At 67.9% G+C, this 24,749-nt stretch carries 26 protein-coding genes; 15 read left to right on the top strand and 11 right to left on the bottom strand.

What is annotated here, in order from left to right; translation table 11 throughout:
• From ACNJ7E_RS20655 to ACNJ7E_RS20640, 4 genes are all read left to right on the top strand, one after another.
• On the top strand, positions 1-510 hold a 510-nt coding region (locus tag ACNJ7E_RS20655), incomplete at its 5' end, for an Hsp70 family protein (protein ID WP_418340859.1).
• Positions 507-1,157, top strand: coding sequence for a nucleotide exchange factor GrpE (gene grpE / locus ACNJ7E_RS20650; protein WP_418340858.1), 651 nt, complete (start codon positions 507-509; stop codon positions 1,155-1,157). The genes ACNJ7E_RS20655 and grpE, both read left to right, overlap by 4 nt.
• 22 nt (positions 1,158-1,179) lie before the next feature.
• Positions 1,180-2,364, top strand: coding sequence for a molecular chaperone DnaJ (gene dnaJ, locus ACNJ7E_RS20645; protein WP_005238348.1), 1,185 nt, complete (start codon positions 1,180-1,182; stop codon positions 2,362-2,364).
• On the top strand, positions 2,364-2,771 hold the full coding sequence (locus tag ACNJ7E_RS20640; protein WP_011597686.1) for a heat shock protein transcriptional repressor HspR: 408 nt from the start codon (positions 2,364-2,366) through the stop codon (positions 2,769-2,771). Before dnaJ ends, ACNJ7E_RS20640 begins: the two co-directional genes overlap by 1 nt.
• 86 nt (positions 2,772-2,857) lie before the next feature.
• Here ACNJ7E_RS20640 and ACNJ7E_RS20635 read toward each other — a convergent pair whose 3' ends face one another.
• Both ACNJ7E_RS20635 and ACNJ7E_RS20630 read right to left on the bottom strand, forming a co-directional pair.
• Positions 2,858-3,004, bottom strand: coding sequence for a hypothetical protein (locus ACNJ7E_RS20635; RefSeq protein ID WP_009478761.1), 147 nt, complete (start codon positions 3,002-3,004; stop codon positions 2,858-2,860).
• A 47-nt stretch (positions 3,005-3,051) separates the two neighbouring features.
• A complete protein-coding gene (locus tag ACNJ7E_RS20630; RefSeq protein WP_009478762.1) occupies positions 3,052-3,528 on the bottom strand; it encodes a hypothetical protein in 477 nt (158 codons plus the stop codon).
• Between the two features lie 289 nt (positions 3,529-3,817).
• Between ACNJ7E_RS20630 and ACNJ7E_RS20625 the strand changes: the two genes are divergently transcribed.
• From ACNJ7E_RS20625 to ACNJ7E_RS20615, 3 genes are all read left to right on the top strand, one after another.
• The gene (locus ACNJ7E_RS20625; RefSeq protein ID WP_025432069.1) at positions 3,818-4,444 is read left to right on the top strand and encodes a response regulator; all 627 of its coding nucleotides are present in this window, start codon (positions 3,818-3,820) and stop codon (positions 4,442-4,444) included.
• A 1-nt stretch (position 4,445) separates the two neighbouring features.
• Positions 4,446-5,630 (top strand): sensor histidine kinase, encoded by a 1,185-nt coding sequence (locus tag ACNJ7E_RS20620; RefSeq protein WP_418340857.1) that lies wholly within the window; start codon positions 4,446-4,448, stop codon positions 5,628-5,630.
• 72 nt (positions 5,631-5,702) lie between these two features.
• Positions 5,703-6,179 carry a DUF4383 domain-containing protein gene (locus tag ACNJ7E_RS20615; RefSeq protein ID WP_317567931.1) on the top strand — a complete coding sequence of 159 codons (477 nt, stop codon included), beginning with the start codon at positions 5,703-5,705 and terminating at the stop codon, positions 6,177-6,179.
• Here the strand turns inward: ACNJ7E_RS20615 and ACNJ7E_RS20610 are convergent, their stop codons facing one another.
• The 5 genes from ACNJ7E_RS20610 to ACNJ7E_RS20590 all read right to left on the bottom strand — a co-directional run bounded on the left by ACNJ7E_RS20610 (position 6,180) and on the right by ACNJ7E_RS20590 (position 10,429).
• Positions 6,180-6,743 (bottom strand): type 1 glutamine amidotransferase domain-containing protein, encoded by a 564-nt coding sequence (locus ACNJ7E_RS20610; RefSeq protein WP_418340856.1) that lies wholly within the window; start codon positions 6,741-6,743, stop codon positions 6,180-6,182. It abuts the gene before it with no gap.
• Between the two features lie 69 nt (positions 6,744-6,812).
• Positions 6,813-8,291 (bottom strand): FAD-dependent oxidoreductase, encoded by a 1,479-nt coding sequence (locus tag ACNJ7E_RS20605; protein ID WP_418340855.1) that lies wholly within the window; start codon positions 8,289-8,291, stop codon positions 6,813-6,815.
• Positions 8,291-9,472, bottom strand: coding sequence for a zinc-dependent alcohol dehydrogenase (locus ACNJ7E_RS20600; RefSeq protein ID WP_418340854.1), 1,182 nt, complete (start codon positions 9,470-9,472; stop codon positions 8,291-8,293). Before ACNJ7E_RS20600 ends, ACNJ7E_RS20605 begins: the two co-directional genes overlap by 1 nt.
• Positions 9,469-9,876, bottom strand: a complete 408-nt coding sequence (locus ACNJ7E_RS20595) for a ChaB family protein (RefSeq protein ID WP_418340853.1) — start codon at positions 9,874-9,876, stop codon at positions 9,469-9,471. The genes ACNJ7E_RS20600 and ACNJ7E_RS20595 overlap by 4 nt, the downstream gene beginning before the upstream one ends.
• A gap of 58 nt (positions 9,877-9,934) precedes the next feature.
• Positions 9,935-10,429 carry a CinA family protein gene (locus ACNJ7E_RS20590; RefSeq protein WP_280784169.1) on the bottom strand — a complete coding sequence of 165 codons (495 nt, stop codon included), beginning with the start codon at positions 10,427-10,429 and terminating at the stop codon, positions 9,935-9,937.
• A gap of 174 nt (positions 10,430-10,603) precedes the next feature.
• On the opposite strand from ACNJ7E_RS20590, the gene ACNJ7E_RS20585 reads away from it, so the two are divergent.
• Both ACNJ7E_RS20585 and ACNJ7E_RS20580 read left to right on the top strand, forming a co-directional pair.
• Positions 10,604-12,181 carry an AMP-binding protein gene (locus ACNJ7E_RS20585; protein ID WP_418340852.1) on the top strand — a complete coding sequence of 526 codons (1,578 nt, stop codon included), beginning with the start codon at positions 10,604-10,606 and terminating at the stop codon, positions 12,179-12,181.
• A 111-nt stretch (positions 12,182-12,292) separates the two neighbouring features.
• Positions 12,293-13,459 carry an FAD-binding oxidoreductase gene (locus ACNJ7E_RS20580; RefSeq protein ID WP_418340851.1) on the top strand — a complete coding sequence of 389 codons (1,167 nt, stop codon included), beginning with the start codon at positions 12,293-12,295 and terminating at the stop codon, positions 13,457-13,459.
• Between the two features lie 10 nt (positions 13,460-13,469).
• Here the strand turns inward: ACNJ7E_RS20580 and ACNJ7E_RS20575 are convergent, their stop codons facing one another.
• Positions 13,470-14,222 carry an FAD-binding oxidoreductase gene (locus ACNJ7E_RS20575; RefSeq protein WP_105420679.1) on the bottom strand — a complete coding sequence of 251 codons (753 nt, stop codon included), beginning with the start codon at positions 14,220-14,222 and terminating at the stop codon, positions 13,470-13,472.
• A 60-nt stretch (positions 14,223-14,282) separates the two neighbouring features.
• Positions 14,283-15,503: a globin domain-containing protein gene (locus tag ACNJ7E_RS20570; protein WP_280784165.1), complete on the bottom strand. Its 1,221-nt coding sequence runs from the start codon at positions 15,501-15,503 to the stop codon at positions 14,283-14,285.
• A gap of 191 nt (positions 15,504-15,694) precedes the next feature.
• On the opposite strand from ACNJ7E_RS20570, the gene ACNJ7E_RS20565 reads away from it, so the two are divergent.
• The 6 genes from ACNJ7E_RS20565 (at position 15,695) to pyrE (ending at position 22,903) form a co-directional block, all read left to right on the top strand.
• Positions 15,695-16,729, top strand: a complete 1,035-nt coding sequence (locus ACNJ7E_RS20565; RefSeq protein ID WP_418340850.1) for an alpha/beta hydrolase — start codon at positions 15,695-15,697, stop codon at positions 16,727-16,729.
• Positions 16,730-16,897: 168 nt separating this feature from the next.
• The gene (gene clpB / locus ACNJ7E_RS20560; RefSeq protein WP_009478774.1) at positions 16,898-19,450 is read left to right on the top strand and encodes an ATP-dependent chaperone ClpB; all 2,553 of its coding nucleotides are present in this window, start codon (positions 16,898-16,900) and stop codon (positions 19,448-19,450) included.
• 143 nt (positions 19,451-19,593) lie between these two features.
• A complete protein-coding gene (locus ACNJ7E_RS20555; protein WP_418340849.1) occupies positions 19,594-20,544 on the top strand; it encodes a DUF5666 domain-containing protein in 951 nt (316 codons plus the stop codon).
• A gap of 94 nt (positions 20,545-20,638) precedes the next feature.
• A complete protein-coding gene (locus ACNJ7E_RS20550) occupies positions 20,639-21,490 on the top strand; it encodes a type III secretion system chaperone family protein (RefSeq protein WP_317567987.1) in 852 nt (283 codons plus the stop codon).
• Between the two features lie 67 nt (positions 21,491-21,557).
• Positions 21,558-22,352: an SDR family NAD(P)-dependent oxidoreductase gene (locus ACNJ7E_RS20545; RefSeq protein ID WP_105420669.1), complete on the top strand. Its 795-nt coding sequence runs from the start codon at positions 21,558-21,560 to the stop codon at positions 22,350-22,352.
• Positions 22,353-22,372: 20 nt separating this feature from the next.
• Positions 22,373-22,903 carry an orotate phosphoribosyltransferase gene (gene pyrE / locus ACNJ7E_RS20540; protein WP_005238397.1) on the top strand — a complete coding sequence of 177 codons (531 nt, stop codon included), beginning with the start codon at positions 22,373-22,375 and terminating at the stop codon, positions 22,901-22,903.
• 41 nt (positions 22,904-22,944) lie between these two features.
• Here pyrE and ACNJ7E_RS20535 read toward each other — a convergent pair whose 3' ends face one another.
• The gene (locus tag ACNJ7E_RS20535; RefSeq protein WP_011597697.1) at positions 22,945-24,213 is read right to left on the bottom strand and encodes an MFS transporter; all 1,269 of its coding nucleotides are present in this window, start codon (positions 24,211-24,213) and stop codon (positions 22,945-22,947) included.
• 34 nt (positions 24,214-24,247) lie between these two features.
• Positions 24,248-24,688, bottom strand: coding sequence for a MarR family winged helix-turn-helix transcriptional regulator (locus ACNJ7E_RS20530; RefSeq protein ID WP_009478779.1), 441 nt, complete (start codon positions 24,686-24,688; stop codon positions 24,248-24,250).
• Between the last annotated feature and the right edge of the window lie 61 nt (positions 24,689-24,749).

The following is a 24,749-nucleotide window of genomic DNA, read 5'->3' as shown; positions in this document are numbered from 1 at the left end:
ATCGAGGTCACCTTCGACATCGACGCCAACGGCATCGTGCACGTGACCGCCAAGGACAAGGGCACGGGCAAGGAGAACACGATCAAGATCCAGGACGGCTCCGGTCTGTCCAAGGAAGAGATCGAGCGGATGGTCAAGGACGCCGAGGCTCACGCCGAGGAAGACAAGGCCCGCCGCGAGGAGGCCGAGGTGCGCAACCAGGCCGAGTCGCTGGTGCACCAGACCGAGAAGTTCATCAAGGACAACGAGGACAAGGTGCCCGCCGACGTCAAGGAGAAGGTCGAGGCTGCCATCAAGGAGGCCAACGACGCTCTCGCAGGCACCGACATCGCGGCCGTCAAGACCGCGGTCGAGAAGCTGGCCACCGAGTCGCAGGCCCTCGGCCAGGCGATCTACGAGGCCAGCGCCGCTGAGGAAGCCGCCAACACCGACGGCTCCGGCGCGAATGGTGCCGACGACGTCGTCGACGCCGAGGTCGTGGACGAGCCGTCCGACTCGGAGAAGAAGTGACGTCCGACAACACCGAGCAGGAACCGGTCACTTTCGTGGACAAGCGGAAGATCGACCCCGAGACCGGTCGGACACGGGACGCGGAGCCGGTAGTGGAGCCCCTCGCGGGCACCGCTGCCGCACCGCAGCCCGGCTCGGTGGACGAAGGGGCCCTGCCGGAGACGGCAGCTCCGGAGACGGACGAGTTGGCGGAGCGCACCGCCGACCTGCAGCGACTGCAGGCGGAGTACGCCAACTACCGCCGCCGCGTCCAGCGCGACAAGCAGGCCGACATCGCGAACGCCAAAGCGTCCGTCGTCGGTGAGCTCATCGCGGTGCTGGACGACCTCGACCGTGCACGCAGCCACGGCGACCTCGACTCGGGGCCGCTGAAGGGTGTGGCGGACAAGCTCACCGGCACCCTCACGTCGCTCGGCCTGAGCGAGTTCGGCGCCGAGGGCGACGCATTCGATCCGGCGCTGCACGAGGCAGTGCAGCACGAGGGCGAGGGTCACGACCCCGTTCTCGGCACAGTGATGCGAAAGGGCTACAAATTCGGTGATCGCGTCCTGCGGCATGCGATGGTAGCTGTGATCGATCGCGCAGGCGATGCCGGCGCGAACACCTTCGACGAGGCGGCGAAGCCCGCCGAGTCGGAACAAGAGTAAGAGCGAGAGGAGGAGACGCCCAGTGAGCCAACGGGAGTGGATCGAAAAGGACTTCTACAAGGAGCTGGGCGTCTCGTCCCACGCATCCGCGGACGAGATCAAGAAGGCGTACCGCAAGCTCGCCCGCGACCTTCATCCCGACGCGAACCCCGGCGACACGAAGGCCGAGGAGCGTTTCAAGTCCGTCAGCGAAGCACACGCCGTGCTCTCGGACCCTGCCAAGCGCAAGGAATACGACGAGGCCCGGCGACTGTTCGCGAGCGGCGGTTTCGGACAGGGCGGCGGCGGATTCAACCCCGGAGCCGGCGGTTTCGGCCAGGGCGGATTCGACATCAACGACCTGTTCGGTGGCGGCGGCGCGGCGGCCGGTGACGGCGGCCTCGGCGACATCTTCGGTGGCCTGTTCAATCGCGGCGCCGGTGGCGGCGGCGCGACCCGCACGACCAACCGTCCCCGTCGCGGCAGCGACGTCGAGACGGAGACGACCCTCGAATTCCGTGAAGCCACGCTGGGCGTCACGGTTCCGCTGCGGCTGACCAGTCCGTCGCCGTGCACCACCTGCCACGGCAGCGGTGCCAAGCCGGGAACCAGCCCGCGAGTCTGCCCGCGCTGCAACGGGACCGGAATCGTCAGCCGCAACCAGGGCGCGTTCGGGTTCAGTGAGCCGTGCGACGACTGCCGCGGTACCGGCTCCATCATCGACTCGCCGTGCGAGGTGTGCCACGGCAACGGCGTCACCAACCGGACCCGCACCATCACCGTCCGCGTCCCCGCGGGTGTCAGTGACGGACAGAAGATCCGGCTGGCAGGCCAGGGTGAGGCGGGCCTGCGCGGCGCACCGTCCGGCGACCTGTTCGTCACGGTCCGGGTGCGTCCCGACAAGGTGTTCGGCCGCAACGGCGACGACCTCACCCTCGTCGTCCCCGTCAGTTACGGTGAGCTCGTGCTCGGAACCACCGTCTCCGTCCCCACCTTGGAGGGGCGTGTCGGTGTGAAGATTCCGGCGGGCACCGCCGACGGCCGGGTTCTGCGGGTGCGCGGCCGAGGCGTCCCCAAGCGTGCCGGTGGCGCCGGTGACCTACTGGTCACGGTCAAGGTCGCCGTTCCGCAGAAGCTCGACGACCCGGCCACCGAAGCATTGAAGACCTATCTGGAAGCAGAGAAGGCCAGCGGATTCGATCCGAGGGCCGGGTGGGCGGGTGCTTGATGAGCGATACGACCCAGGATCCACGCGAGAGCGCCGTTGATCCGGACGCCCAGATCTTCGTGATCTCGGTGGCCGCGGAACTCGCCGGCATGCATGCGCAGACGTTGCGCAACTACGACCGGCTCGGTCTCGTCACCCCGCACCGCACGTCCGGTGGCGGGCGACGGTACTCGCCGCGGGATGTGGCGTTGCTCCGCGAGGTGCAACGCCTCTCGCAGGACGAGGGCGTCAACCTCGCCGGGATCAAGCGGATCATCGAACTCACCAACCAGGTGGAGGCTCTGCAGCACCGGGTTCGCGAGCTGGCCGAGGAGATCGCGAAGATTCACGCCGGGTACCGGCGCGACCTCGTTCCGATCCCGCGGAGCAACGCCCTCGTCGTGTGGAAGCCGCGGCACCAGCGCTGACCCGGCGATCTCTCGGGTGAACCGAACCGATGTCGCGCTGGTCCTGTCGGAGTGAACCAGTGCGACATCGGGCCCCAACCCCCGGCTTATCGGTCGCGGTTGCCCCAGCGGGGCCCGCGGCGGGTGCGTGATCGCGGAATGTTCATCTCCTCGAGGCGTGCCTTGATCTCCTCGGTGGTCCACATGGTGCGGGAGACGGTGGGGGTGGGGGTCTCGGTGACGTGCATGATCATGTTCTCCGGCTTTCGTCGAGTGTTCGGTGGATGGTCGGGATCGTCTGTCAGGGGTGCCCGTACAGGTGGTAGCCGGCGTTCATGTTCGGGTAGCCCGAGTCGATCCAGCTGCTGATGCCGTAGGCGTGGCCGTAGTTGGCGTCGACGCGAGTTCCGTCCACGTCGGTCGTGTTGCTGTAGTTGTCGGCGCGGAACACCGCCTGGGCACCGCCGGGGAGCGAGTACGTGGCGTCCACCTCGACGCCGTTCGGGTCGGTGGAGAATGCCTTCACGATCTGGCTGCTGTGCGGGGCGAGGTAGTCCGACGGCGCCTGAATCCACTGCCCGTAGGGGTTCGACGAGCCCGCGAGGACCATCGGCAGATCGGTGTCGTTGCTGATCGTCATCGCGATCGTGGGTCCCGACGTCGGCATCGTGCCCGCGGTGGCAACCCCGGCGGCGGCGATGGCGAATCCGGTGACGGCCACTGCGGTGGCGGGCAGTGCGATGAAGAGTGCGACGCGGCGGCGGGCGGTGGTGCGCATGATGGCTTCTCCTGGGTTCTGGAACTTCGGGGGTCTGACGCTTCGGGGGGAACGTCTGGGGCCGTGGGGGTTTCGGTTTCCGATCTCCCCGTTTTCCGGTGTGCATCAACTATGTCGCGGATGCGCGCCGTCGTCTGTCCACCGACAGGACGGAGGGCGGGATGAATCCGGTGTCCACCGATCGGGGGACAGCGGGGTCGCGAAGTGCTCCGCGCGGGCCTGCTCTCGTGAGAAAGTGAGCAATGGACTTCGCCGGAGTCGCTTCGCCTCGGACCGCGCCGTGAGCGCCGTGCGTGTGGTGGTGGGCGACGACCACCCGATCTTTCGGGACGGTGTCGTCCGTGCGCTCCTCGCGAGTGGCGACATCGAGGTGGTCGGCGAGGCGGACGACGGTGCGGCGGCGCTCGCCCTGATCCGCGAACTCGCCCCCGACGTCGCACTGCTCGACTATCGGATGCCGGAGCTGGACGGTTCCCAGGTGGCGGCGGCCGTCCGACGAGCCGAACTCGCCACGCGGGTGCTGCTGCTGTCGGCGCACGACGAGTCCGCGATCGTCTACCACGCGTTACAGGAGGGGGCAGCGGGGTTTCTGCCCAAGGAATCGACCCGGGCGGAGATCGTGAAAGCCGTCCTGGACTGCGCTCAGGGCCGCGACGTCCTTCCCGCCTCCCTCGCCGTCGGACTGGCCGGCGAGGTGCGTCGTCGCAGTGAACCGGTCGGGCCGGCGCTGAGCGGCCGGGAGAAGGAAGTGCTGGCGCTCATTGCGCGCGGCCAGAGCATTCCCACGATCGCCGGTGAGCTGTATCTGGCGCCGTCGACGGTCAAGACCCATGTCCAGCGCCTCTACGAGAAGCTCGGGGTGAGCGACCGCGCGGCCGCGGTGGCCGAGGCGATGCGACGCGGCTTGCTGGAGTGACGTGCCGCTTCCGTCCCAGAGTCGCGTAGTTCGTCGTTACAGCACCGAGGCGGTCCGGGTGACCGCCATACTCCGGTTACCGCTGATCGGTCTGATGGCGCTGCTCGGGCCGGTGATCCGCGTGACGCACTGGCAACCCGACGTCTTCGCGGGTCTGCTGATCGGGTATGCGGCGGTCGCTCTCGGCTGGCTGATCTTCGTCCTGGTGCGGGACGTCGGACCCTGGGCGGGCTGGGTGTCCACGGCCGCGGACGTCACCGCGGTAGTGGCGTTGTGCGTCGTCTCCGGCGGCGCGACGTCGGTGCTGCTGCCGGTGTTCTTCCTGTTGCCGATCTCGGTGGCGTTCCAGTACCGGCCGCGTCTGACGGCGATCGTCGGCGTCTGCACCGCCGTCGGGTACCAGGTGGTGTGGATCGTCTACTCCAAGCGCGACGACGCAGTCGGCTTCCCCGACGAGGTGTACCTCTACTTCGGGTTCCTGTTGTGGCTCGCGGCCGCGACGACGGCGTTGTCGTACGTGCTGGTCCGGCGCTCTGCGACGGTTATCTCGCTGATGGATGTGCGCAGGCAGCTGATCGCCGAATCGATGGGCGCCGAGGAACGCGAGCGACGGCAACTGGCCGAGGACCTCCACGACGGGCCCCTGCAGAATGTCCTGGCCGCCCGGCTGGACGTGGAGGAGGCCCTGGAGCGGAACCCGGACGCCATGCTCGTCGCCGCCGAGTCCGCCCTCCGCGAGACGGCGGCGCAACTGCGGTCCACGGTCACCACACTGCATCCGCAGGTCCTCGCGCAGCTGGGCCTCACCGCGGCGCTGCGCGAGCTCACGGATCTCTACGCCCGACGGGGGTTCGAGATGTCGGTGAGCCTCGACGACGTCGGTCACCCCGACTGCCAGGAGCTGCTCTACCGGGTGGCGCGGGAACTGCTCACCAACGTGACCAGACATGCCCGCGCCACGACGATCGAATTCGCACTCACCCGCGCCGACGGGCGGACCACGCTGACGGTCGCCGACGACGGCGCCGGTTTCGATCCGGCCGTCGTCCCGGAACGGGTGGCGCAGGGGCACATCGGGCTGGCGTCGCACATCGTGCGGGTCGAAAGCGTCGGCGGCACCTTCGACGTCACGTCCTCACCCGGATCGGGCACCCGCGTGGTGGTGACGGTGCCGGACTCGCGCTGACGGCGCTGGGCGGTTGACGTGTTCGCTGACGGGTAATCGGGGACCAGTCGATCGCGAAGGAAGGGCAGAGCAATGGGTACGCGCGAGTCGTCCCGGACGAAGTCGCCGGTTCAGATCGCCGCGCTCGTCGTGGGTGCGGTATTCCTCCTGGTCGGGATCCTGGGTTTCGTTCCCGGCATCACGACCGACTACGACCTGCTCGGCGGCGCCGGGCACCATTCGGGCGCGAAACTGCTGGGGATATTCCAGGTTTCGGTGCTGCACAACGTCGTTCACCTGATTTTCGGCGTCGCCGGCATCGCATTCGCCAGGACAGTGCAGACTGCGCGCCTGTACCTGATCGTCGGCGGTGTGGTCTATCTCGTGCTGTGGATTTACGGACTGGTGATCGACCAGGCCAGTGCGGCGAACTTCGTGCCGGTCAACACGGCAGACAATTGGCTGCACTTCGCACTCGGCGCCGGAATGGTCGCGCTCGGATTCTTCACGGCGCGGGTCGGGTCGTCGCCCGCAACGGACCCGACCCGACCGCACTCGCCGATGGACTAGTCACTGCGGGTGGCGGCCCTCGGCGAATTCCTCGACGATCTTCGCGCAGAACGCGGGCAGGTCGTCGGGGTTGCGGCTCGACACCAACCCGTTGTCGACCACCACTTCCTCGTCGACCACGGTTCCGCCCGCGTTGCGGATATCCGTGCGCACGCTCGGATACGACGTGAGAGTGCGGCCGCGGACGACGTCGGCCTCGACCAACGTCCACGGTCCGTGGCAGATCACGCCCACCGGTTTGCCCGAAGCGACGAAGTCGCGGACGAAGGCGACGGCGAACGCGTCCATCCGGAGGTGGTCGGGGTTCGTGGTGCCGCCGGGCAGGATCAATGCGTCGAAGTCGGCGACCGACACGTCGCCGACGACGGCGTCGACGGCGTAGGTGCCTGCCGCGTTCACGTCCGAGTTCATGGCCTGGATCTTGCCGGGGGACAACGAGATCAGCCGGACCTCCGCGCCGGCGTCCTCCACGGCCTTCCGGGGTTCGACGAGTTCGACTTCCTCGACGCCGTGGGTGGCCAGGATCGCGACCTTCCGGCCGCGAAGTGTCTCTGCCGATGTCATGGGCACTTCCTTCCTTTCGTGAGAACAAGCGACGGGTACCCAGATGGCCCGCGGCCAATCGGGTGGGAATCAGAGTCGTCGGAGATCGGTGGTTGCGGGGCCCTCGAGAAGTGTTCCGCCGGCAGTGAATCGGGACCCGTGCAGCGGGCAGTCCCACGACGCCTCCGCATCGTTCCAGCGGAGCACACCACCGAGGTGCGGGCAGACGGCGCAGACGCGCTCGGTGTGACCGTTCGAGGTGTACTCGCCGACGGGCAGCAGACCCTCTCGCACGATGCGTGCCCGGCCCTTCCCGCGTTGCCGCCCCACGAGTGCGTCGCCCCAGCCCGCAGCCATCTCCCTCGCCACCTCGCCGTTCGCCTTCACTACCGCGGGAAGGTCGAAAAGCTGCGTCGGCGAATAGCTCTGGAAGGCCTCCGCCCACCGCATGTGGCCACCGAGAATGCGTCCGGCGAGCGCAAGAGCGGCGGCGACGCCGTTCGAGAGTCCCCACTTTCCGTAGCCGGTCGCGACGAGAATGCCGTCGCTGCCCGGAACCAGTGGGCCGACATAGGGAAGCGCGTTCAGCGAGGAGTAGTCCTGCGCCGACCAGCGGTGGGTCGGCGTCGCCCCGGGAAAGTGGCGGCCGGTCCAGGCCAGCAGATCGTCGACCGCGGCCTGCGGCGACGTGCTGCGGCCCACGTCGTGACCGTTGCCGCCGACGACCAGAACACGACCGTCGTCGGCCGGGCGCAACGACCGGGTGGGCTGATCGGCGGTCAGGTACATGCCGCCGGGAGCACCGCCCGGCACCCGGAACGCCGCCGCATACGATCGTTCCGCCTTCAGCCGGGCGAAGAATCCTCCGCGATCGAGGATCGGAGTTCCCGTCGCGAGAACCACGCGTCGGGCTTCGATCTCGCCGTCCGGCGTCGACAGGACGTGGAATCGCACCAGCGTCCGGACCGCCGTCACACGACGGTGCTCGAACACGTCGCCGCCGTGCGTGATCACGTCGCGGGCCACCGTGTGGAGAACGGGCATCGGGTCCAGGAACGCCTGGTCGTCGATTGTGACGGCGTCGACGTGGGGCACCGGGATGTCGAGTTCCGGCACCAGTCGGACGGGCAGGCCCGCTGATCGGGCGGCCGTGTACTGAGCGCGCACCGCGTCGGTGCCGGACTCGGTCTGCGCGAACGTGAAATCCGATGCCGTGCCCACGGGAATCTCGCGATCGCGACAGTACCGGAGCAGCCACTGCTGGCCCTCCAGATTTCCCTCGACGTACGAGCGCAGGATGTGCACCGCGTGGCGTCGGCCGATCTCGGCGAGCCGGGTCCCCTGCAGCACACTGACCTTGCCTGTGGTGTTCCCCGTCGTGACGGCGCCGATGGTCCGCGCTTCCACGACGGCGACGTGTTGTCCCGCGCGGGCGAGCAGCAACCCGAGGATCAGTCCGGTCACCCCCGCGCCCACCACCACGGTGTCGTACCGTCCGCGTTCGTCCCACGACCGCCCGGTGACCGCACCGCGGTGCCCGGCGACGTGATCGAGCCACAGAGAAGGCATTACGGCTTCAGGAGAATCTTCACAGCGCCGTCTTCCTTCTTCTGGAAGATCTCGTACGCGTGCGGGGCGTGGTCCAGTGGCAGTTCGTGAGTGGCGAACGTGTCGACGCCCAAGGGGTCGGCGTCGGTGAGCAACGGCAGGATGTCCGGGACCCACCGCTTCACGTTGGCCTGGCCCATCCGCAGCTGAATCTGTTTGTCGAACAGGGTGAGCATAGGTATCGGGTCGGCCATTCCGCCGTACACCCCGATGAGCGAGAGGGTGCCGCCGCGGCGCACGATGTCGATGGCCGCGTACAGCGCGTGCAGCCGGTCGATTCCCGCCGTCGACATCAGCGGGCCCGCGATGGCGTCGGGCAGGAGAGACGTGACCTGCTGCAGGAGTTTCGCGCCGGGGGAGCCGTGCGCTTCCATGCCGACGGCGTCGATGACGGAATCGGGGCCGCGGCCGCCGGTCATCTCCCGGATCACGTCGCCGAGTTCGCCCTCGGTCTCGGTCAGGTCGACCGTCTCGATGTGCCGCGCCTGCGCGCGGGCGAGACGCTCAGGCACGAGATCCACGCCGATGACACGAAAACCCTTGTGCGCAGCGATGCGTGCCGCCATGTCACCGATCGGCCCGAGCCCGAGAACGACGACGGAACCGCCGTCGGGGATGTCCGCGTACTCGACGGCCTGCCACGCCGTCGGCAGCACGTCGGACAGATACACGAAGCGCGAATCCGGTGGACCTTCGGGAACCGTGATGTGCGTGTTCTTCACGTGCGGCACCCGAAGATACTCGGCCTGGCCGCCGGGAACGCTCCCGTACAGTTTCGAATACCCGAACAGCGCCGCACCCATACCCTCGTCCCGGATCTGGGTGATCTCGCACTGGGTGAACAGCTTCCGATCGCACATGTGGCAACTGCCGCAGGATATCTGGAACGGGATCACCACCCGGTCGCCGACCTTCACCTCGGTCACCTCGGAGCCCACCTCGCGCACGATGCCCATCGGTTCGTGGCCGAGGATGTCGCCCTCGCTCATGAACGCGCCGAGCACCTCGTACAGGTGGAGGTCGGAGCCGCAGATGTTGGTGGTGGTGATCTCGACGATCGCGTCAGTCTTCTGTTCGATCACGGGGTCGGGGACGGTGTCGACGCTGACCTTCCGCTTGCCCTGCCACGTCACGGCTCTCATCGGGCTCTCCGGTTCGCCTTCTCGATCGCGTCGACGAGTTCGTCCTTGGTCATGGTGGACCGGCCGTGTATGTCGAGCCGCTGAGCGATGTGCAGGAGGTGGTCCTTGCTCGCGTTGGCGTCGACGCCCTCGGCCGTCTCACCGGACGCGTTCGGGCCGCCGCTCTTCGCGCGCTCGTCCGAGGGGCCCTTCTCGTCCTTGGCCTCCCAGTGGTCCCCGACCTTCTCGTAGCTGTGTTTGAGGGCGTCGTACGCGACGCGATGCGCCCGTTCCTCGTCCCCGTACTGATCCATTGCGGAGTCGTACACCTTGGCGAACGTGCGCTGCGCCTTCTCGGACGACTTCTTCAGCGTCTCGGGGAGCTCGCTCTTCTTCGGCTTGCCGCGGTCGGTGGTCTTCGGCACGGAAATCCTCCTCGGGTGTAGAGGTGCCCGTTCGGACGATTACCCGACTCTCGGAGATCTATGCGAGCGGGGGAGGAACTCGACCGGGCGCGGAGACCAACGCCTGCTCGAGCAGTTCCAGGGCACGGTCGGTCGTTGCGGTCACGACGTCCTGCGGTTCACCGGCGAATCGGTGCATCTCGGTGTCGATACGGCCGTGGGTGAAGAGTCCGAACCAGACGGTCCCCGGCGGTTGCCCGTCCTGAGGGTCGGGGCCGCCCGCACCGGTCACCGCGACGGCGATGTCGGCTCCGAGCAGTTCCGCGACCGCTCCGGCCATCGCGCGGGCACTGGCCTCACTGACGACGGGACCGTCCGGCACCTTCAGCACCCGGTGCTTCACTTCGCTGGAATACGCGACCACGCTGCCCCGATACCAGTCGGAGGAGGCGGGCGCCGCGCCGAGAATGGACGAGATCTGTCCGCCGGTGAGCGATTCCGCCGTTGCGAGGAAGACGTGCGCGCTCTGGGCAGCGGTCGAGATCCGTTCTGCGATTCGGTCCTGCGGACTCATGGACCTCACGTTATCGGACGCGTTCCGGCGCGGAGTTTGCCGTCGGCACCGCGCGCCAGGTGGAACAGGTTTCAGTTTTTCCGGTTTCCGGTTAGGGTGTCGGTGACCCAGGACACAGAAAATCCAGGCCGCCGGACCACGCGCCTCGGCGTCGCGGGAGTAGAAGGATTACAGATGACCGACGAGTTCGCAGATCTGCATCGACCCGCCTTCGCTGCAGACCTCCTCATCACTGCACTGGAACGCAACTCCGACAAGCCGGCGCTCTACCTCGGCGACGTCGTCCTCACCGGCGGTGAGATGCGCGATCAGATCAGTTGCTTTGCGCAGGCACTGGCTTCACTCGGAATCGGTAAGGGCACGAGCACCGCCATGCTGTCCAAGAACAGGCCCGAAGTGCTCATCAGCATGGGCGCCACCATGATCTCCGGATGCCGCGCCAGCGCGCTGAACCCGATGGGCTCGCTCGACGACCATCTGTACATCGTCGGCGACGCCGAGATCCAGACGTTGATCTTCGATCCCACCGCCTTCGAGGAGCGCGCCGCCGAACTGGTGGCGCAGTCGCCGTCGATCGAGAACGTGTTGTCGTTGGGGCCGTCCGAAGTGGGCACCGACATTCTCGCACTCGCCGAGACGTTCACCCCGCAGCGCCTGCGGGCGGCGGACGTGGCCGCCGACGACAACAGCAGCATGGTCTACACCGGCGGCACCACCGGCAAGCCGAAGGGCGTCGTCGGCTCCTACCAGTCCGGCGCGACGCTCAATCAGATCCAGATGGCCGAATGGCAGTGGCCCGACGAACCGCGTTTCCTCATCTGCACGCCGCTGTCGCACGCCGGCGCCGCCTTCTTCATCCCGACCCTGCTGCGTGGTGGCGCGCTGATCGTGCTGCCCGCGTTCGAGCCCGGTGCCGTCCTCGAGGCGATCGAGAAGCACAAGATCTCGGCCACGATGCTCGTCCCCACCATGATCTACCTGCTGATGGATCACCCCGACCTGCCGAAGCGGGACGTGTCCAGCCTGCAGACGCTGTTCTACGGCGCCTCGGCGATGTCGCCGGCCCGGTTGAAGGAGGGCATAGAGAAGTTCGGCCAGATCTTCTTCCAGTTCTACGGCCAGACCGAATGCGGAATGACCATCGCGGTGCTGCGGAAGGAAGAGCACCTCGCGGACGATCCCAGCAGGCTCGCGACGTGCGGGCGTCCCGTGCCCTGGTTGAACGTCGCCCTGCTCGACGACGACCTGAACGAGGTGCCGCAGGGTGAGCTCGGCGAGATCTGCGTCCGCGGCCCGCTGGTCATGAAGGGGTACTGGAAGAAGCCCGACGAGACCGCCGAGGCGTTCCGCGGTGGCTGGCTGCACACGGGCGACGTCGCGCGCAAGGACAAAGACGGATTCATGACGATCGTCGACCGCAAGAAGGACATGATCGTCACCGGCGGCTTCAACGTGTTTCCCCGGGAGATCGAGGACGTCATCTCGGCGCATCCTGCCGTCGGCTCGGTCGCGGTGGTCGGCGTTCCGGACGAGAAGTGGGGCGAGGCCGTCAAGGCGTGCGTGGTGTTGCGGGCCGGGCAGACGGTCGACGACGCCGAACTCGTCGAACGGGTGCGAGCCGCGAAGGGATCGGTGCACGCCCCCAAATCGATCGACTTCGTCGACGCACTGCCGCTGACCCCGCTCGGCAAACTGGACAAGAAGGCGCTGCGCTCCCGGTACTGGGAAAGTGCAGACCGAGCGGTCGGATAGCACGACCAGGGCCCGAAACAAGGGACCTGGTCTGCGGCGTGGCGCACGCGCCTATAGTCTGCCCAAGTACTTCGCGGCGGGGCCGCGTTCAGTCGGTGACGAGGATGCGCGGTGGATTCACAGGCAATATCGCTGGTCCGGTCGAGTTTCAAGGCTATCGCGGCGGTGCCGGACGGGCCTCAGACTCTGTCGCGGTCCTTCTATGCCCTGCTGTTCGCGCGGTATCCCGATGCCCGGGACTTCTTCCCCGCGGCCATGGACGAGCAGCGCGACCGGTTGATCTCCGCCGTCCAATACGTGATCGAACGGCTCGAGGAGGAATCCGGGCAGATCCTCGCCTACCTCGCCCAGCTCGGCCGGGACCACCGCAAGTACGGAATCGAGGACGCGCACTACGTCGCCGTCGGCAACTCCCTGATCGCCGCGGTCGAACAGTTCCCCTCGACCGAGCCGTGGACCGACGAACTCGAGCAGGCGTGGCGCGACGTCCTCTCCGTCGTCGCCGCCACCATGATGGATGCGGCCAATGCCGAGAGCGGCCCGCCGGCGTGGGGTGCGACCGTGGTCGAGCACCTTCAGGTTCGCAAGGACGTGTCGATCGTCCGCCTGCAACTCGACGAGCCGATGACCTACACCGCCGGCCAGTACGTGAGCGTGCAGGTGCCGTCGCGTCCCCGGATGTGGCGGTACCTGTCGCCGGCGAACCCCGCCAACGACCAGGGCATCATCGAGTTCCACGTCCGCCGGGTGTCGGGCGGCTGGGTCAGCCCCGCCATCGTCAGCCAGACCCTCGTGGGCGAGCGCTGGGTGATCGGATCCCCGCTCGGCGACCTGGGAGTCCGCTACGACAACGGTCGCGACATCCTCATGATCGGATCGGGGACGGGCATCGCCCCGCTGCGCGCGCAGATCCTCCAGATGTCGCAACGCGGCCAAGACCGCCGCGTCCACCTCTTCTTCGCCGGCCGGTACCCCTGCGACCTCTACGACCTGGGCACCCTGTGGGCGCTCGCGGAGCAGAACCCGTGGCTGACCGTCGTCCCGGTCACCGAGGAGGACGAGGACCCCTGGTGGTACACCGGTCCGAGCAGCGCCGCGTTGCCCGGCATGCACCGCCGGCTGACCGGCAAAGTGGGGCAGGTCGTCGCCGACTTCGGGACGTGGGCCGAGCGCGACATCCAGCTCGTCGGCTCCGAGGCGATGATCAACACCACCAAGTTCCGGCTGCACGCCGCGGGCACTCCGCCGGAAAACATCCGGCACGACCCGTCCTACTGACCCGAACGCCTCAGTACGGGTCGAACTGAATGTTCTCCGTGGGGGTCCCGGTGTCGCGGAGACGGTCGAGGGTGGCACGCACCATTGCCGCCGAACCGCACACCAGCACCTGGTGCTCGGTGAACGCGCCGTAGGACGTCACGACGTCGGGCAGTGAGCCCTCGATGAGATCGTCCTCGGTGAACCCCACATCCACTCTGGTGCGCTCGTACCATTCGTCGGTCCAGTCCGGATTCACGACGTTCTCCACCACCGGAATGACGGTGAGCCACGGCAGATCCTGCAGCAGCAGGTAGAGCATGTCCGACGCGTACAGATCGCGCGGCGTCCGATCGCCCGTGAACAGGAACACCCGCGGCGGATTCGGCTTGCGCGACAGGTCCAGCAGGATCGACCGGAACGGGGCCAGGCCGGTGCCGCCGGCGATCATGATGACGTCCGGCCCGTCCTCGTCGACGGACATCGTGCCGCGCGGCTCGAGGATCTGCCACTGGTCGCCGGGCGAGGTTCCCGTGACGATGTCGCCGCTGACCCAGCCGCCGGGAACCGTCCGGACGTGGAATTCGAGCTTGCCGTCCAACGACGGCGGCAGGGCGGGGGAGAGTCTGCGCAGCAGCCGCGGGTTCTGGGGCACGCTCACGTCCACGTACTGCCCCGGCACGAACGGGACGTAGTCACCGACGAGGCGGATCACGGCGAGGTCGTGCCGCAGACGGTGATGCTCGACGACGGTGCTGGTCCAGGTGGTCTGCGTGGCTTGCATGGCGTGATGCTCTCCCGACGGTCGAACCGGATGGCGGATGGGCGGGGACGGGCTGCGGAACTAGATCAGGGGGTCGTGCCGGATCAGTTCGGGCGGCGTACCGCCGCCCTGCAACGCGTACACGGTGGTCTTGATCATCGCCGGCGAACCGGAGATCTGGATCTGCCGGTCCGCCCACGACCCGAACCGGGCGACGACGCGGCCGAGCTGCCCCTGAAGTCGTTGATGCAACCCCGGCGGCGCCTCCGGCGCGGGAGTCGTGTGCCACCACGGGTCCTCGTCCTCCTCGGACACGGGAACCACGGTCAACCACGGATTGCTCAGCGACAGATGCCACAGGGTCTCGATGTCGTACAGATCGCACGGGTACTTGCCGCCCACGAACATGTGGACCCGCGGATTGTTCGACCGCATCGCCATTTCCATCACCTGCGCGCGCAGCGGCGCGATGCCCGTCCCCGAACCGATCATCAGGACGTCCTGCCCGCTGTCACGGTCGACCTCGAGCCCACCGAGCGGGGAGCTGAGCAGCCACCGGTCGCCCACCTGCGTCTCGTTCACGATGGCGGGGCTCACCCACCCACCCGACACGCGGCGCACGTGGAACTCGAGCTGTCCGTACGGGTTGGCGGGAATGGCCGCCGACAGATATCGCCACATCCGGGGCCGTTGCGGGATCTGAACGCTGAGGTACTGGCCCGCACCGTAGGGGATGGGGGAGTCGGTCTCGAGACGGACGATCGCGAGGTCGTCGAGGCGGCGTTCGTGATCGACCACGGTGGCGCCCCACGCGGCGGGCAGGTCGTCGGTGTCCGCGGCGTCGGCCATCGTGTGGAGGAGGAGGTCGAGCAGTTCCGTCCAGGCCGCGGTCAGCGAGGGCGTCCAGATGGCCTGGGTGAAGGAGCTTTGCACCGCGACCAGCAGCGCATTGCCCGACGCGAAGTAGTGCCTGCCCTCGACGCCGTACTTGCGGTGGTCACGGCCGAGCTGGCTCAGGAAACCGAGGACCCGGCCCTCGTCGTCGAGGTTGTCGATGACGAACTGCAGCGCCTGGAACAGGCGGTGGCCCTGCTGATCCAGCGCAGGCGGGAAGAGCGCGCGGAACTCGGGGTGTTCGGCGAACAGGGTGGCGTAGAACGTGGTGGTGAGCCGGTTGCGTCCGTGTTCGGTGGACACGATCGACGAAAAGCTGGCGCGTAGACGCGAAATCACGAGCGGATCGAGGCAATCTCGTGTCAAGCCGTCCCCTGCCTCCGTGCCTGCTGATTCGAACACCCGCATTCTAGCCGTCCCGCGCGCGGGCCCGGGGTTACGGCAACGGCCGGCTGGGCGTTCGCCCCCGGTATTTCGGTGGGTCGCCATTGAGCTGTGACCACCGGCAAGGCACGATGCATCCAGTAAACAGGCGGCGTTACCGAGGGGGGCCCATGAGAGTTGGCTGTGCGCGGGATCGGGGTCGGTTTCGTCCGGGGATGGCCAGTTCGGTTCGGATTCGTCGGACCGCCGCGGTCGTGGCGGCCGTGACGCTGACGGTGATCAGCGGCGGAAGCGTCGTCTCGGCGGAACCACGGACGACGATCGAGTCGATCTCGGCCGACGAGGCGCCCGACGGTTCGCGGTTGGTCGAGGTCACCCCGGTGGGCGAATCGCAGATGAACTTCACCGTCCACTCGACCGCCATGGACAAGGACATCACCGTCCGGGTCATCCGGGCCGCGTCGGAGAAGCGTCCCACCGTCTACATGCTCGGCGGCGTCGAGGGGAACTCCGAGCAGTTCGGCTGGGAGCAGAAGGCGGACGTCGAGAAGTTCTTCTCCGACAAGGACGTCAACGTGGTCATCCCGTTCGGTGGCCAGTCCAGTTATTACGCGGACTGGAAGCAGGACGATCCCGAGCTCGGGCGGAACAAGTGGCAGACGTTCCTGACGAAGGAACTACCGCCCATCGTCGACTCGGCGCTCGAGACGACCGGGAAGGACGCCATCGCCGGGCTGTCCATGTCGGCCACCAGCGTCCTCAACCTCGCGATCTCCAAGCCGGGGCTGTATCAAAGCGTCGGGGCGTACAGCGGGTGCGCGATGACGAGCGACCCGGTGGCGCGCCGGTTCGTCGAGATCACGGTGTCGGACTTCGGCGGCAACCCCGAGAACATGTGGGGAGCGGCCAACGATCCGCTGTGGGCCGCGAACGATCCGTACGTCAACGCCGAGAAGCTCCGGGGGACCACCCTCTACATCTCCAACGGCAGCGGGCTGCCGGGACCGTACGACACCCTCGACGCCCGGACCGTCGGCGGCGACCGTCGCAACCTCGCGACGCAGGTCGTGGTGGGTGGTGTCATCGAGGCCGTCACCAACGACTGCACGATGCGGCTGGCCGAGAAACTCCGCGCCCTGGACATTCCGGCCACGGTCGACCTCCGGCCGGTCGGAACGCACTCGTGGGGGTACTGGCGCGACGACCTGTCCGCGTCCTGGCCGACTATGGCGACCGCGATCGGGGCCTGACATCCCGCCCCGCGAAGCGTCGCGGCGCGACAGAATGGGTGTAGCGGAAAATTTTCAAAGTTGAGCGGAACAGACTCAACCCTTCGCGCGTTAAGAAGATGACAGCGTCGCCACGTGCCACTCGGCCCCGGGCGGCGGACCGCTCTACAACGCCAGAAGAGGTGAACAGTGGACTCGTTCAATCCGACCACCAAGACCCAGGCCGCGATGACCGCTGCGCTCCAGTCGGCGTCGTCGGCCGGTAATCCCGACATCAGGCCCGCGCATCTGCTCGTGGCCCTGCTCGACCAGACCGACGGCATCGCCGCCCCGCTGCTCAAGGCGGTCGGCGTCGATCCCACCGTGGTCCATCGTGAAGGGCAGGATCTCGTCGACCGGCTGCCCAAGACGACGGGCGCCACAACCACACCGCAGCTCGGCCGCGAGGCCCTCGCCGCACTCACCGCAGCACAGCACCTCGCCACCGAACTCGACGACGAGTACGTGTCGACGGAACACCTGATGGTCGGTCTCGCCTCGGGTGAGTCGGACGTGGCCGGACTGCTGAAGCGGCACGGCGCCACCCCTGAGGCGCTGCGTGATGCGTTCACCACCGTCCGCGGCAGTGCGCGCGTCACCAGCCCGGATCCGGAAGGGACGTACCAGGCGCTCGAGAAGTACTCCACCGACCTCACCGCCCTGGCCCGCAACGGCAAGCTCGACCCGGTGATCGGCCGCGACAACGAGATCCGCCGCGTCGTGCAGGTACTCAGCCGCCGGACCAAGAACAACCCGGTGCTGATCGGCGAACCCGGTGTCGGCAAGACCGCCATCGTCGAGGGACTCGCCCAGCGCATCGTCGCCGGCGACGTTCCCGAATCGCTGCGCGGCAAGTCCGTGATCTCCCTCGACCTCGGATCGATGGTCGCGGGCGCCAAGTACCGCGGCGAGTTCGAGGAGCGGCTCAAGGCCGTCCTCGACGACATCAAGAACTCGGCCGGACAGGTCATCACGTTCATCGACGAGCTCCACACCATCGTCGGTGCGGGTGCCACCGGTGAGTCCGCGATGGACGCGGGCAACATGATCAAGCCGATGCTCGCCCGCGGTGAGCTGCGGCTCGTCGGCGCGACCACGCTCGAGGAATACCGCAAGTACATCGAGAAGGACGCCGCCCTCGAACGTCGCTTCCAGCAGGTGCTGGTGGGTGAACCCTCCGTCGAGGACACCGTCGGCATCCTGCGCGGGCTCAAGGAGCGGTACGAGGTGCACCACGGTGTGCGCATCACCGACTCCGCGCTCGTCGCCGCCGCCACGCTCAGCGACCGCTACATCACGTCCCGGTTCCTGCCGGACAAGGCGATCGACCTCGTCGACGAGGCCGCGTCCCGGCTGCGGATGGAGATCGACTCGCGACCCGAGGAGATCGACACCGTCGAACGCATTGTCCGCCGCCTCGAGATCGAGGAGATGGCGCTGCAGAAGGAATCCGACGCGGCGTCGAAGGACCGGCTCGAGAAGCTGCGGCAGGAACTCGCCGACGAACGGGAGAAGCTCAACCAGCTGACCACCCGCTGGCAGAACGAGAAGCAGGCCATCGACTCCGTGCGCGGGGTCAAGGAGCAGCTCGAGACGCTGCGCGGCGAGGAAGAACGCGCCGAACGCGACGGCGACCTCGGCCGGGCCGCGGAGCTGCGGTACGGCCGCATCCCGCAGCTCGAGAAGGAACTCGAGCAGGCAGCCCGCGAGTCCGGTGCCGCCGCCGACGGCGACGTCATGCTCAAGGAGGAAGTGGGTCCCGACGACGTCGCAGACGTGGTCGCGGCATGGACCGGCATCCCGGCCGGCCGCATGATGGAGGGCGAGACCGCCAAGCTGCTGCGGATGGAATCCGAACTCGGCAAGCGGGTCGTCGGCCAGGAAGAGGCCGTCGTCGCCGTGTCGGATGCGGTGCGCCGCGCCCGCGCCGGAGTCGCCGACCCCAACCGGCCCACCGGTTCGTTCCTGTTCCTCGGGCCCACCGGCGTCGGCAAGACGGAGCTCGCGAAATCCCTCGCCGACTTCCTGTTCGACGACGAGCGCGCCATGGTCCGCATCGACATGTCCGAGTACAGCGAGAAGCATTCGGTGGCCCGGCTCGTCGGCGCCCCGCCCGGATACGTCGGGTACGAGGCGGGCGGCCAGCTCACCGAGGCCGTGCGACGGCGTCCGTACACGGTGGTGCTGTTCGACGAGGTGGAGAAGGCGCACCCCGACGTGTTCGACATCCTGCTCGCCGTCCTCGACGAAGGCCGGCTGACGGACGGTCAGGGACGCACCGTCGACTTCCGCAACACCATCTTGATCCTCACGTCCAACCTCGGTGCGGGTGGATCGCGGGAGCAGGTGATGGATGCGGTGCGGCACGCGTTCAAGCCGGAGTTCATCAACCGGCTCGACGACGTCGTGATCTTCGAGTCGCTCACGGAAGAGCAGCTCGAATCCATCGTCGACATCCAGCTCGATCAGCTGTCCCGCCGGCTCGCGGCCCGGCGGCTGACGCTGGACGTGTCCGACTCGGCCCGCTTCTGGCTGGCGGTCCGCGGCTACGACCCGATGTACGGGGCCAGGCCGCTGCGCCGGCTGATTCAGCAGGCGATCGGCGACCAGCTCGCGAAGCTGCTGCTCGCCGGTGACGTCAAGGACGGTGACACCGTCCCCGTGAAGGTGTCCGAGACCGGGGACGCGCTCGTCCTCGGCTGATCCGTACGTGAGTGGCACGGTGTGCTCCCGCACGCCGTGCCACTCACCTGTGTTTTCACAGCGACGTCTTAAGTTTCGCCGTTACCCTGGACCGTCCGTAGCCGCAGGACACCGGCCGGACGAACCCGAGGGAGGGGCCGATCATGACGAACCCCGACGACCCGCGCACCCCGCAGGAACGCGCGTACGACGGAACGGAGTCGTGGACCACCGCCGATTCCGCGTCGAGGGCCGGTGACGAGGACCCCACCCAGGCGTGGTCGCGGCAGGACCAGCCGACCGAGCACCTCGGATCGGCTGAGCAGCGCACCGAGCACCTGGGCCCCGCAGGCAGGCCGACCGAGCAGTTCTACACGTCCGATCCGACCGCCGCGTACGGGCAGAACCAGCCCAATCCCACCCAGGCCTACCCGACCTACGATCCGCGGTACGACCCGCAGGCTCCGCCACCGAACGCCACGCAGGCGTATCCGCCGTACGACGCCCAGCAGTACCAGGGCGGGTATCCGACGGGGCAGTACCCGAACGCCCACTACCCGCCGGGGCAGTACCCCGGCTCGCAGTACCAGGCGCCGGTCACCGAGAGTCCCGAGGAGAAGAAGCCCCGGCGGATCGGCACGTGGATCGCCGCCACGGCGGCCGCGCTGCTGCTGATCGCCGTCATCGGTTTCGGTGTCGCCCTCTTCACGTCCGCGCCGAACAATTCCTCGAGCACCACGGCGGCGGGCCCGACCACGTCCCGTCCGCCCGCCACGACCGCGCCGCCGAAGACGACACCGCCGCCGTCGACCACGTCGGAGTCGCCGCTCGATCAACTCCCCGGCGGAATCGGCGAGGCCATCGGCGCTGCGGGCGCCGCGTTCGGAACGATCAGCGCCAACGACGGCTCCACACTCACCCTCGACGCCCTCGGCGGATCCCGGCTGACGGTTCAGACCAACGCGCAGACCAACGTGATCGCACTCGACGGCACCACGGTCGCCGATCTGAAGCCCGGGTTCACCGTGATGGTGCAGGGGACGAAGGTCGAGAACGGCACGATGATGGCCGAGACGATCATCAGCACCGAGCTGCCGAAGCTCGGCGGTAACTGAGACGATGGGTCCGGGCAAAACCGACACGGGGTGTCCGGGTACCGCTTCGCCTCGTAACGGCGTCGACTCGCTAGGCTGATCACCGATGACGGGAATGTGGTTCGTACTGGCGTTGATCGCACTCGCAGGCGCGTGCGCGCTGCTCTATTTCGATCGCTCGCGTCGTGATCAGACAGGTCGGGTGCGGCAGATCTGGGCCAAGGCCCAGGGCTACACGTACGACAACGTCGAAGAGAAGCTGCCTGGCCAATTCCATCGCGCCGCGCTGGCCAAGCAGGAGTACCTCAGCGCCATCGACGTGGTGAAGGGCGAACGCCGGGGCGAGTCGTTCATCCTGTTCGACCTCGAGGAGACCGCGACCATCGTCGCCGTGCGCCGCCGGGTGGGCTCGGACGTCGACATCGACCTGCGCCTCAAGTCGACCCCGCCGCCGAAGGACTCGGATCTCGAACTCCTCGGTGCCATCGGACCGCGAGTCGTGTTCGCCACCGACCTCGAAATCGCCCGCAGGGTCTGCGATCAGCGCATGGTGGCGTTCACCGAGTCGGTGCCGCCGCACGTGAACATGCTGTGGAGCGAGGGCGAATGGACCCTCGGTTCGCTGCCCATCGGCAGCAGCGGACGCGAGTGGGATTCGGCCATCGAGGCCGTCGCCCGACTGTCCGGCATTCTGCACGTCCTGCCCCCGGTCACCGAACCGCGGGGACTCGACCGTGGCCACCACGACCCGAGCAGGCCGCGAGTGCGGGAAGACGCCCCCGCCGAGGCGCGTCCCGCGCGTCCGACATCTCCCCGCCCGCCGGCCCCCGGCGCTCCACGCCAGCAGGCCCCCGGCGCTTCCCGTCCGCCGGCCCCCGGCGCTCCCCGCCCGCCGGCCCCCGGCGCTCCCCGCCAGCAGACCCCCGGCGCTCCTCGCCCGCCGGGCCCCGGAGCTCCGCGCCCGTGAGTGCCTGACGAGTCCTGGGACTCGTTAACCGCGCACAGGCGCGCAGCGCCTTGCTACCGTCACCGGTATGTCGACGCCCCCCAGTTCCGCCCGACCCGTTGCCCTCGTCACCGGCCCGACGTCGGGGCTCGGTGCCGGTTTCGCGAGGAAGTTCGCGTCTCTCGGTTACGACCTCGTGCTCGTCGCGCGTGACGAAACCCGCTTGCAGGCCCTCGCCGACGAGATGAAGGCGTTGTTCGACACCGAGTCCGAGATCCTGCAGGCCGATCTGGCCACGGCGTCCGGGCGTGAGGAAGTGGCGCAGCGCCTCGGGAAGGGTGTCGAGGTGCTGGTCAACAACGCCGGATTCGGCACGTCGGGCGAGTTCTGGACGGCGACGCCGGAATTGTTGCAGTCCCAGCTGGACGTGAACGTCACCGCCGTCATGCAGCTGACCCGCGCGGCGTTGCCCACCATGATCGCGTCGGCGAACGGCACCGTCATCAACGTGGCGAGCGTCGCCGGCCTGCTGTCCGGGCGGGGATCGACCTATTCGGCGAGCAAGGCGTACGTGATCTCGTTCTCCGAGGGACTGGCGAACGGGCTGGGCGGCACGGGTGTGCGGATTCAGGCGCTGTGCCCGGGATTCATTCGCACCGAGTTCCACGAGCGCGCGGGCATCGAGATGAGTTCGATTCCGAAGCCGATGTGGCTGAGCGTCGACCAGGTGGTCGCGGCGTCGCTGGCCGACCTCGAGGACGGCAAGGTCGTGAGCATTCCCGGCCTCCAGTACAAGGTGCTGACCACTGCCGGTCGACTCGTCCCGAAGAGTCTGGTCCGGCGGCTGACCAACGTGTTCGGCCGGGGGCGTGCCCGCACATAGAGGTGGGTAGGGTTTCGGGCATGAGTGATCGCGAGGATCTGGCCGCGTTGGTGCGTGAGCTGGCTGTTGTGCACGGCAAGGTGACGTTGTCTTCGGGCAAGGAAGCCGACTACTACGTGGACCTTCGCCGCGCCACGCTGCATCACGAGGCTGGCCCGCTGATCGGGAAGCTGCTGCGTGAACTGGTGGCGGACTGGGATTTCGACGCCGTCGGCGGACTGACGATGGGCGCCGACCCGGTGGCGATGGCCGTGATGCACGCCCCGGGCAGACCGATCGATTCGTTCGTGGTGCGCAAGGCCGCGAAGGCGCACGGCATGCAGCGGCAGATCGAGGGGCCGGACGTCGTCGGCAAGCGTGTCCTCGTCGTCGAGGACACCACGACCACGGGCAACTCTCCGCTCACCGCGGTGAAGGCGTTGCGCGACGTCGGGGCGATCGTCGTCGGTGTCGCGACCGTCGTCGACCGCGCGACCGGTGCCGACGAGGTGATCGCGGCCGAGGGTCTCGAGTACCGTTCGCTCCTCGGCCTCCCCGACCTGAACCTCTGACCGCACATGTGAGTGGCGNNNCGCCACTCACATGGGGGTGGTCAGTCGGCGTCGGCGACCGTGACGGCCAGTGCTTCCTCGACGCTGTGCGGTTCGGGATCGTGCTCGTCGACGTGGGCGAGGACCTTGCGTCCGGTCGCGAGCACGATGATCGCGGCGGCGGTGCACACGGCGCCGACCCAGAACGGCATGTGGATGTTGCTCTCACCGAGCTTGCCCGCGACCCACGGTGCTGCGGCGCCGCCGACGAAGCGAACGAAGCTGTACGCCGCGGACGCCGTCGACCGCTCGACGGGTGCGGAGATCATCACGGTCTCGGTGATGAGCGTGTTGTTGACACCGAGGAACAGCCCGGCGAGCACGACACCGACGACGAGCACGGTCTTGTTGTCGGTGAATGCGGCCATCATGGCGAGGTCGAGGGCGAACAGTGCGAGGGCCAGCATCATCATCGGCAGCGTGCCGAAGCGCCGCTGTAGCCGCGGGGCGAGGAACACCGACGCGACGGCCAGTGCGAGGCCCCACCCGAAGAAGATGAATCCGATCGAGTACGTGCCCATGTCGAGCGGGAACGGTGTGTACGCGAGCAGTGTGAAGAAGCCGTAGTTGTAGAGCAGCGCGGTGATCGCGACGGTGAGCAGGCCGCGGTGGCGCAGGGCGAGGAACGGCGCGGCGATCGACGTGCGGTGCTCCGGCTTGGGCGCGGACGGCAGCATCACGACGATGAGGATGAACGCGACGGCCATCAGGGCTGCGACGCCGAAGAACGGTGCGCGCCAGCTGATGTTGCCGAGGACACCACCGACCAGCGGGCCGACGGCGATGCCGATGCCCAGCGCGGCCTCGTAGAGGATGATGGCCCGCGCGACGCCGCCGCTGGCCGCGCCGACGATGGCGGCGAGCGCGGTGGCGATGAACAGGGCGTTGCCCAGTCCCCAGCCGGCGCGGAAGCCGACGATCTGCCCGATGGTGCCGGAGCTGCCTGCCAGCGCCGCGAACACGACGATGACGGCGAGTCCGGTGAGGAGGGTCTTCTTGGCGCCGATCCGGCTCGACACGACGCCGGTGATGAGCATCGCGACACCGGTGACCAGCATGTAGCTGGTGAACAGCAGCGACACCTGGGACGGCGTCGCGTCGAGTTGTTCGCCGATCGGCTTGAGGATGGGGTCGACGAGCCCGATGCCCATGAACGCGATGACGCTGGCGAAGGCGACGGCCCACACCGACTTCGGCTGGTGGAGGAGGCTCGGTGGAGCCTCGCTGGATGTGCTGTTCGTGACGGTTGCGGTCGTGGTGCTCACGGCCACCTCCTTCGATGTATGTCGGGGTGTGGATGGGTGGTCAGGCGCGCGCCGACGACTTGACGATCGAGCGCAGTTCCGACAGGCCCTGAGTCAGTCGTTCGAGTTGCTCGGGTTCGAGGTCCGCGAAGTGCGGGGCGAGTGCACCCGCGATCTCGTTGCGGGCCACGGTCAGCCATTCGCGGCCCAGGTCCGTGATGGACACCCGGACTGCCCGGGCGTCCTCTGGATCGGGTCGGCGGGCGACGTATCCGCGATCGGCCAGCTTCTGCAGGAGGGCGGTGGCGGACGGTTGCGAGCATCGGTCGATGCGGGCGAACTCGCTGATCCGAATCTCGCCCTGGTCGTCGAGCAGGGCGAGGGCACGTGTCCACGGCCGGGGGTGAGCCTCGGATCCGAAGGAGCTCGCGAGCCTGGTGAATCGGTGAGAATTCGTGACCAGGTCGACGAGCAGGCTCTGCAGCCGTGTGTCGTCGTCCATGCCAAACACATTACATAGGCTAACTAACTATGTAAACCCGACAAAGAGCCGCGCGGCCCGC

The sequence above is a fragment of the Rhodococcus mengyinensis genome (assembly GCF_048381435.1).
Taxonomy (GTDB): Bacteria; Actinomycetota; Actinomycetes; order Mycobacteriales; family Mycobacteriaceae; genus Rhodococcus_F; species Rhodococcus_F opacus_D.
Note: the sequence above shows the minus strand (reverse complement) of the source record. Positions and strands in the feature narration are given on the sequence as shown.

Coding starts and splice junctions, on each gene's coding strand:
- ACNJ7E_RS20640 (WP_011597686.1), top strand. CDS start 2,364: ATGAGCGATACGACCCAGGATCCACGCGAGAGCGCCGTTGATCCGGAC.
- ACNJ7E_RS20635 (WP_009478761.1), bottom strand. CDS start 3,004: ATGATCATGCACGTCACCGAGACCCCCACCCCCACCGTCTCCCGCACC.
- ACNJ7E_RS20630 (WP_009478762.1), bottom strand. CDS start 3,528: ATGCGCACCACCGCCCGCCGCCGCGTCGCACTCTTCATCGCACTGCCC.
- ACNJ7E_RS20615 (WP_317567931.1), top strand. CDS start 5,703: ATGGGTACGCGCGAGTCGTCCCGGACGAAGTCGCCGGTTCAGATCGCC.
- ACNJ7E_RS20610 (WP_418340856.1), bottom strand. CDS start 6,743: ATGACATCGGCAGAGACACTTCGCGGCCGGAAGGTCGCGATCCTGGCC.
- ACNJ7E_RS20605 (WP_418340855.1), bottom strand. CDS start 8,291: ATGCCTTCTCTGTGGCTCGATCACGTCGCCGGGCACCGCGGTGCGGTC.
- ACNJ7E_RS20600 (WP_418340854.1), bottom strand. CDS start 9,472: ATGAGAGCCGTGACGTGGCAGGGCAAGCGGAAGGTCAGCGTCGACACC.
- ACNJ7E_RS20590 (WP_280784169.1), bottom strand. CDS start 10,429: ATGAGTCCGCAGGACCGAATCGCAGAACGGATCTCGACCGCTGCCCAG.
- ACNJ7E_RS20585 (WP_418340852.1), top strand. CDS start 10,604: ATGACCGACGAGTTCGCAGATCTGCATCGACCCGCCTTCGCTGCAGAC.
- ACNJ7E_RS20575 (WP_105420679.1), bottom strand. CDS start 14,222: ATGCAAGCCACGCAGACCACCTGGACCAGCACCGTCGTCGAGCATCAC.
- ACNJ7E_RS20570 (WP_280784165.1), bottom strand. CDS start 15,503: ATGCGGGTGTTCGAATCAGCAGGCACGGAGGCAGGGGACGGCTTGACA.
- ACNJ7E_RS20565 (WP_418340850.1), top strand. CDS start 15,695: ATGGCCAGTTCGGTTCGGATTCGTCGGACCGCCGCGGTCGTGGCGGCC.
- ACNJ7E_RS20555 (WP_418340849.1), top strand. CDS start 19,594: ATGACGAACCCCGACGACCCGCGCACCCCGCAGGAACGCGCGTACGAC.
- ACNJ7E_RS20550 (WP_317567987.1), top strand. CDS start 20,639: ATGTGGTTCGTACTGGCGTTGATCGCACTCGCAGGCGCGTGCGCGCTG.
- ACNJ7E_RS20545 (WP_105420669.1), top strand. CDS start 21,558: ATGTCGACGCCCCCCAGTTCCGCCCGACCCGTTGCCCTCGTCACCGGC.
- pyrE (WP_005238397.1), top strand. CDS start 22,373: ATGAGTGATCGCGAGGATCTGGCCGCGTTGGTGCGTGAGCTGGCTGTT.
- ACNJ7E_RS20530 (WP_009478779.1), bottom strand. CDS start 24,688: ATGGACGACGACACACGGCTGCAGAGCCTGCTCGTCGACCTGGTCACG.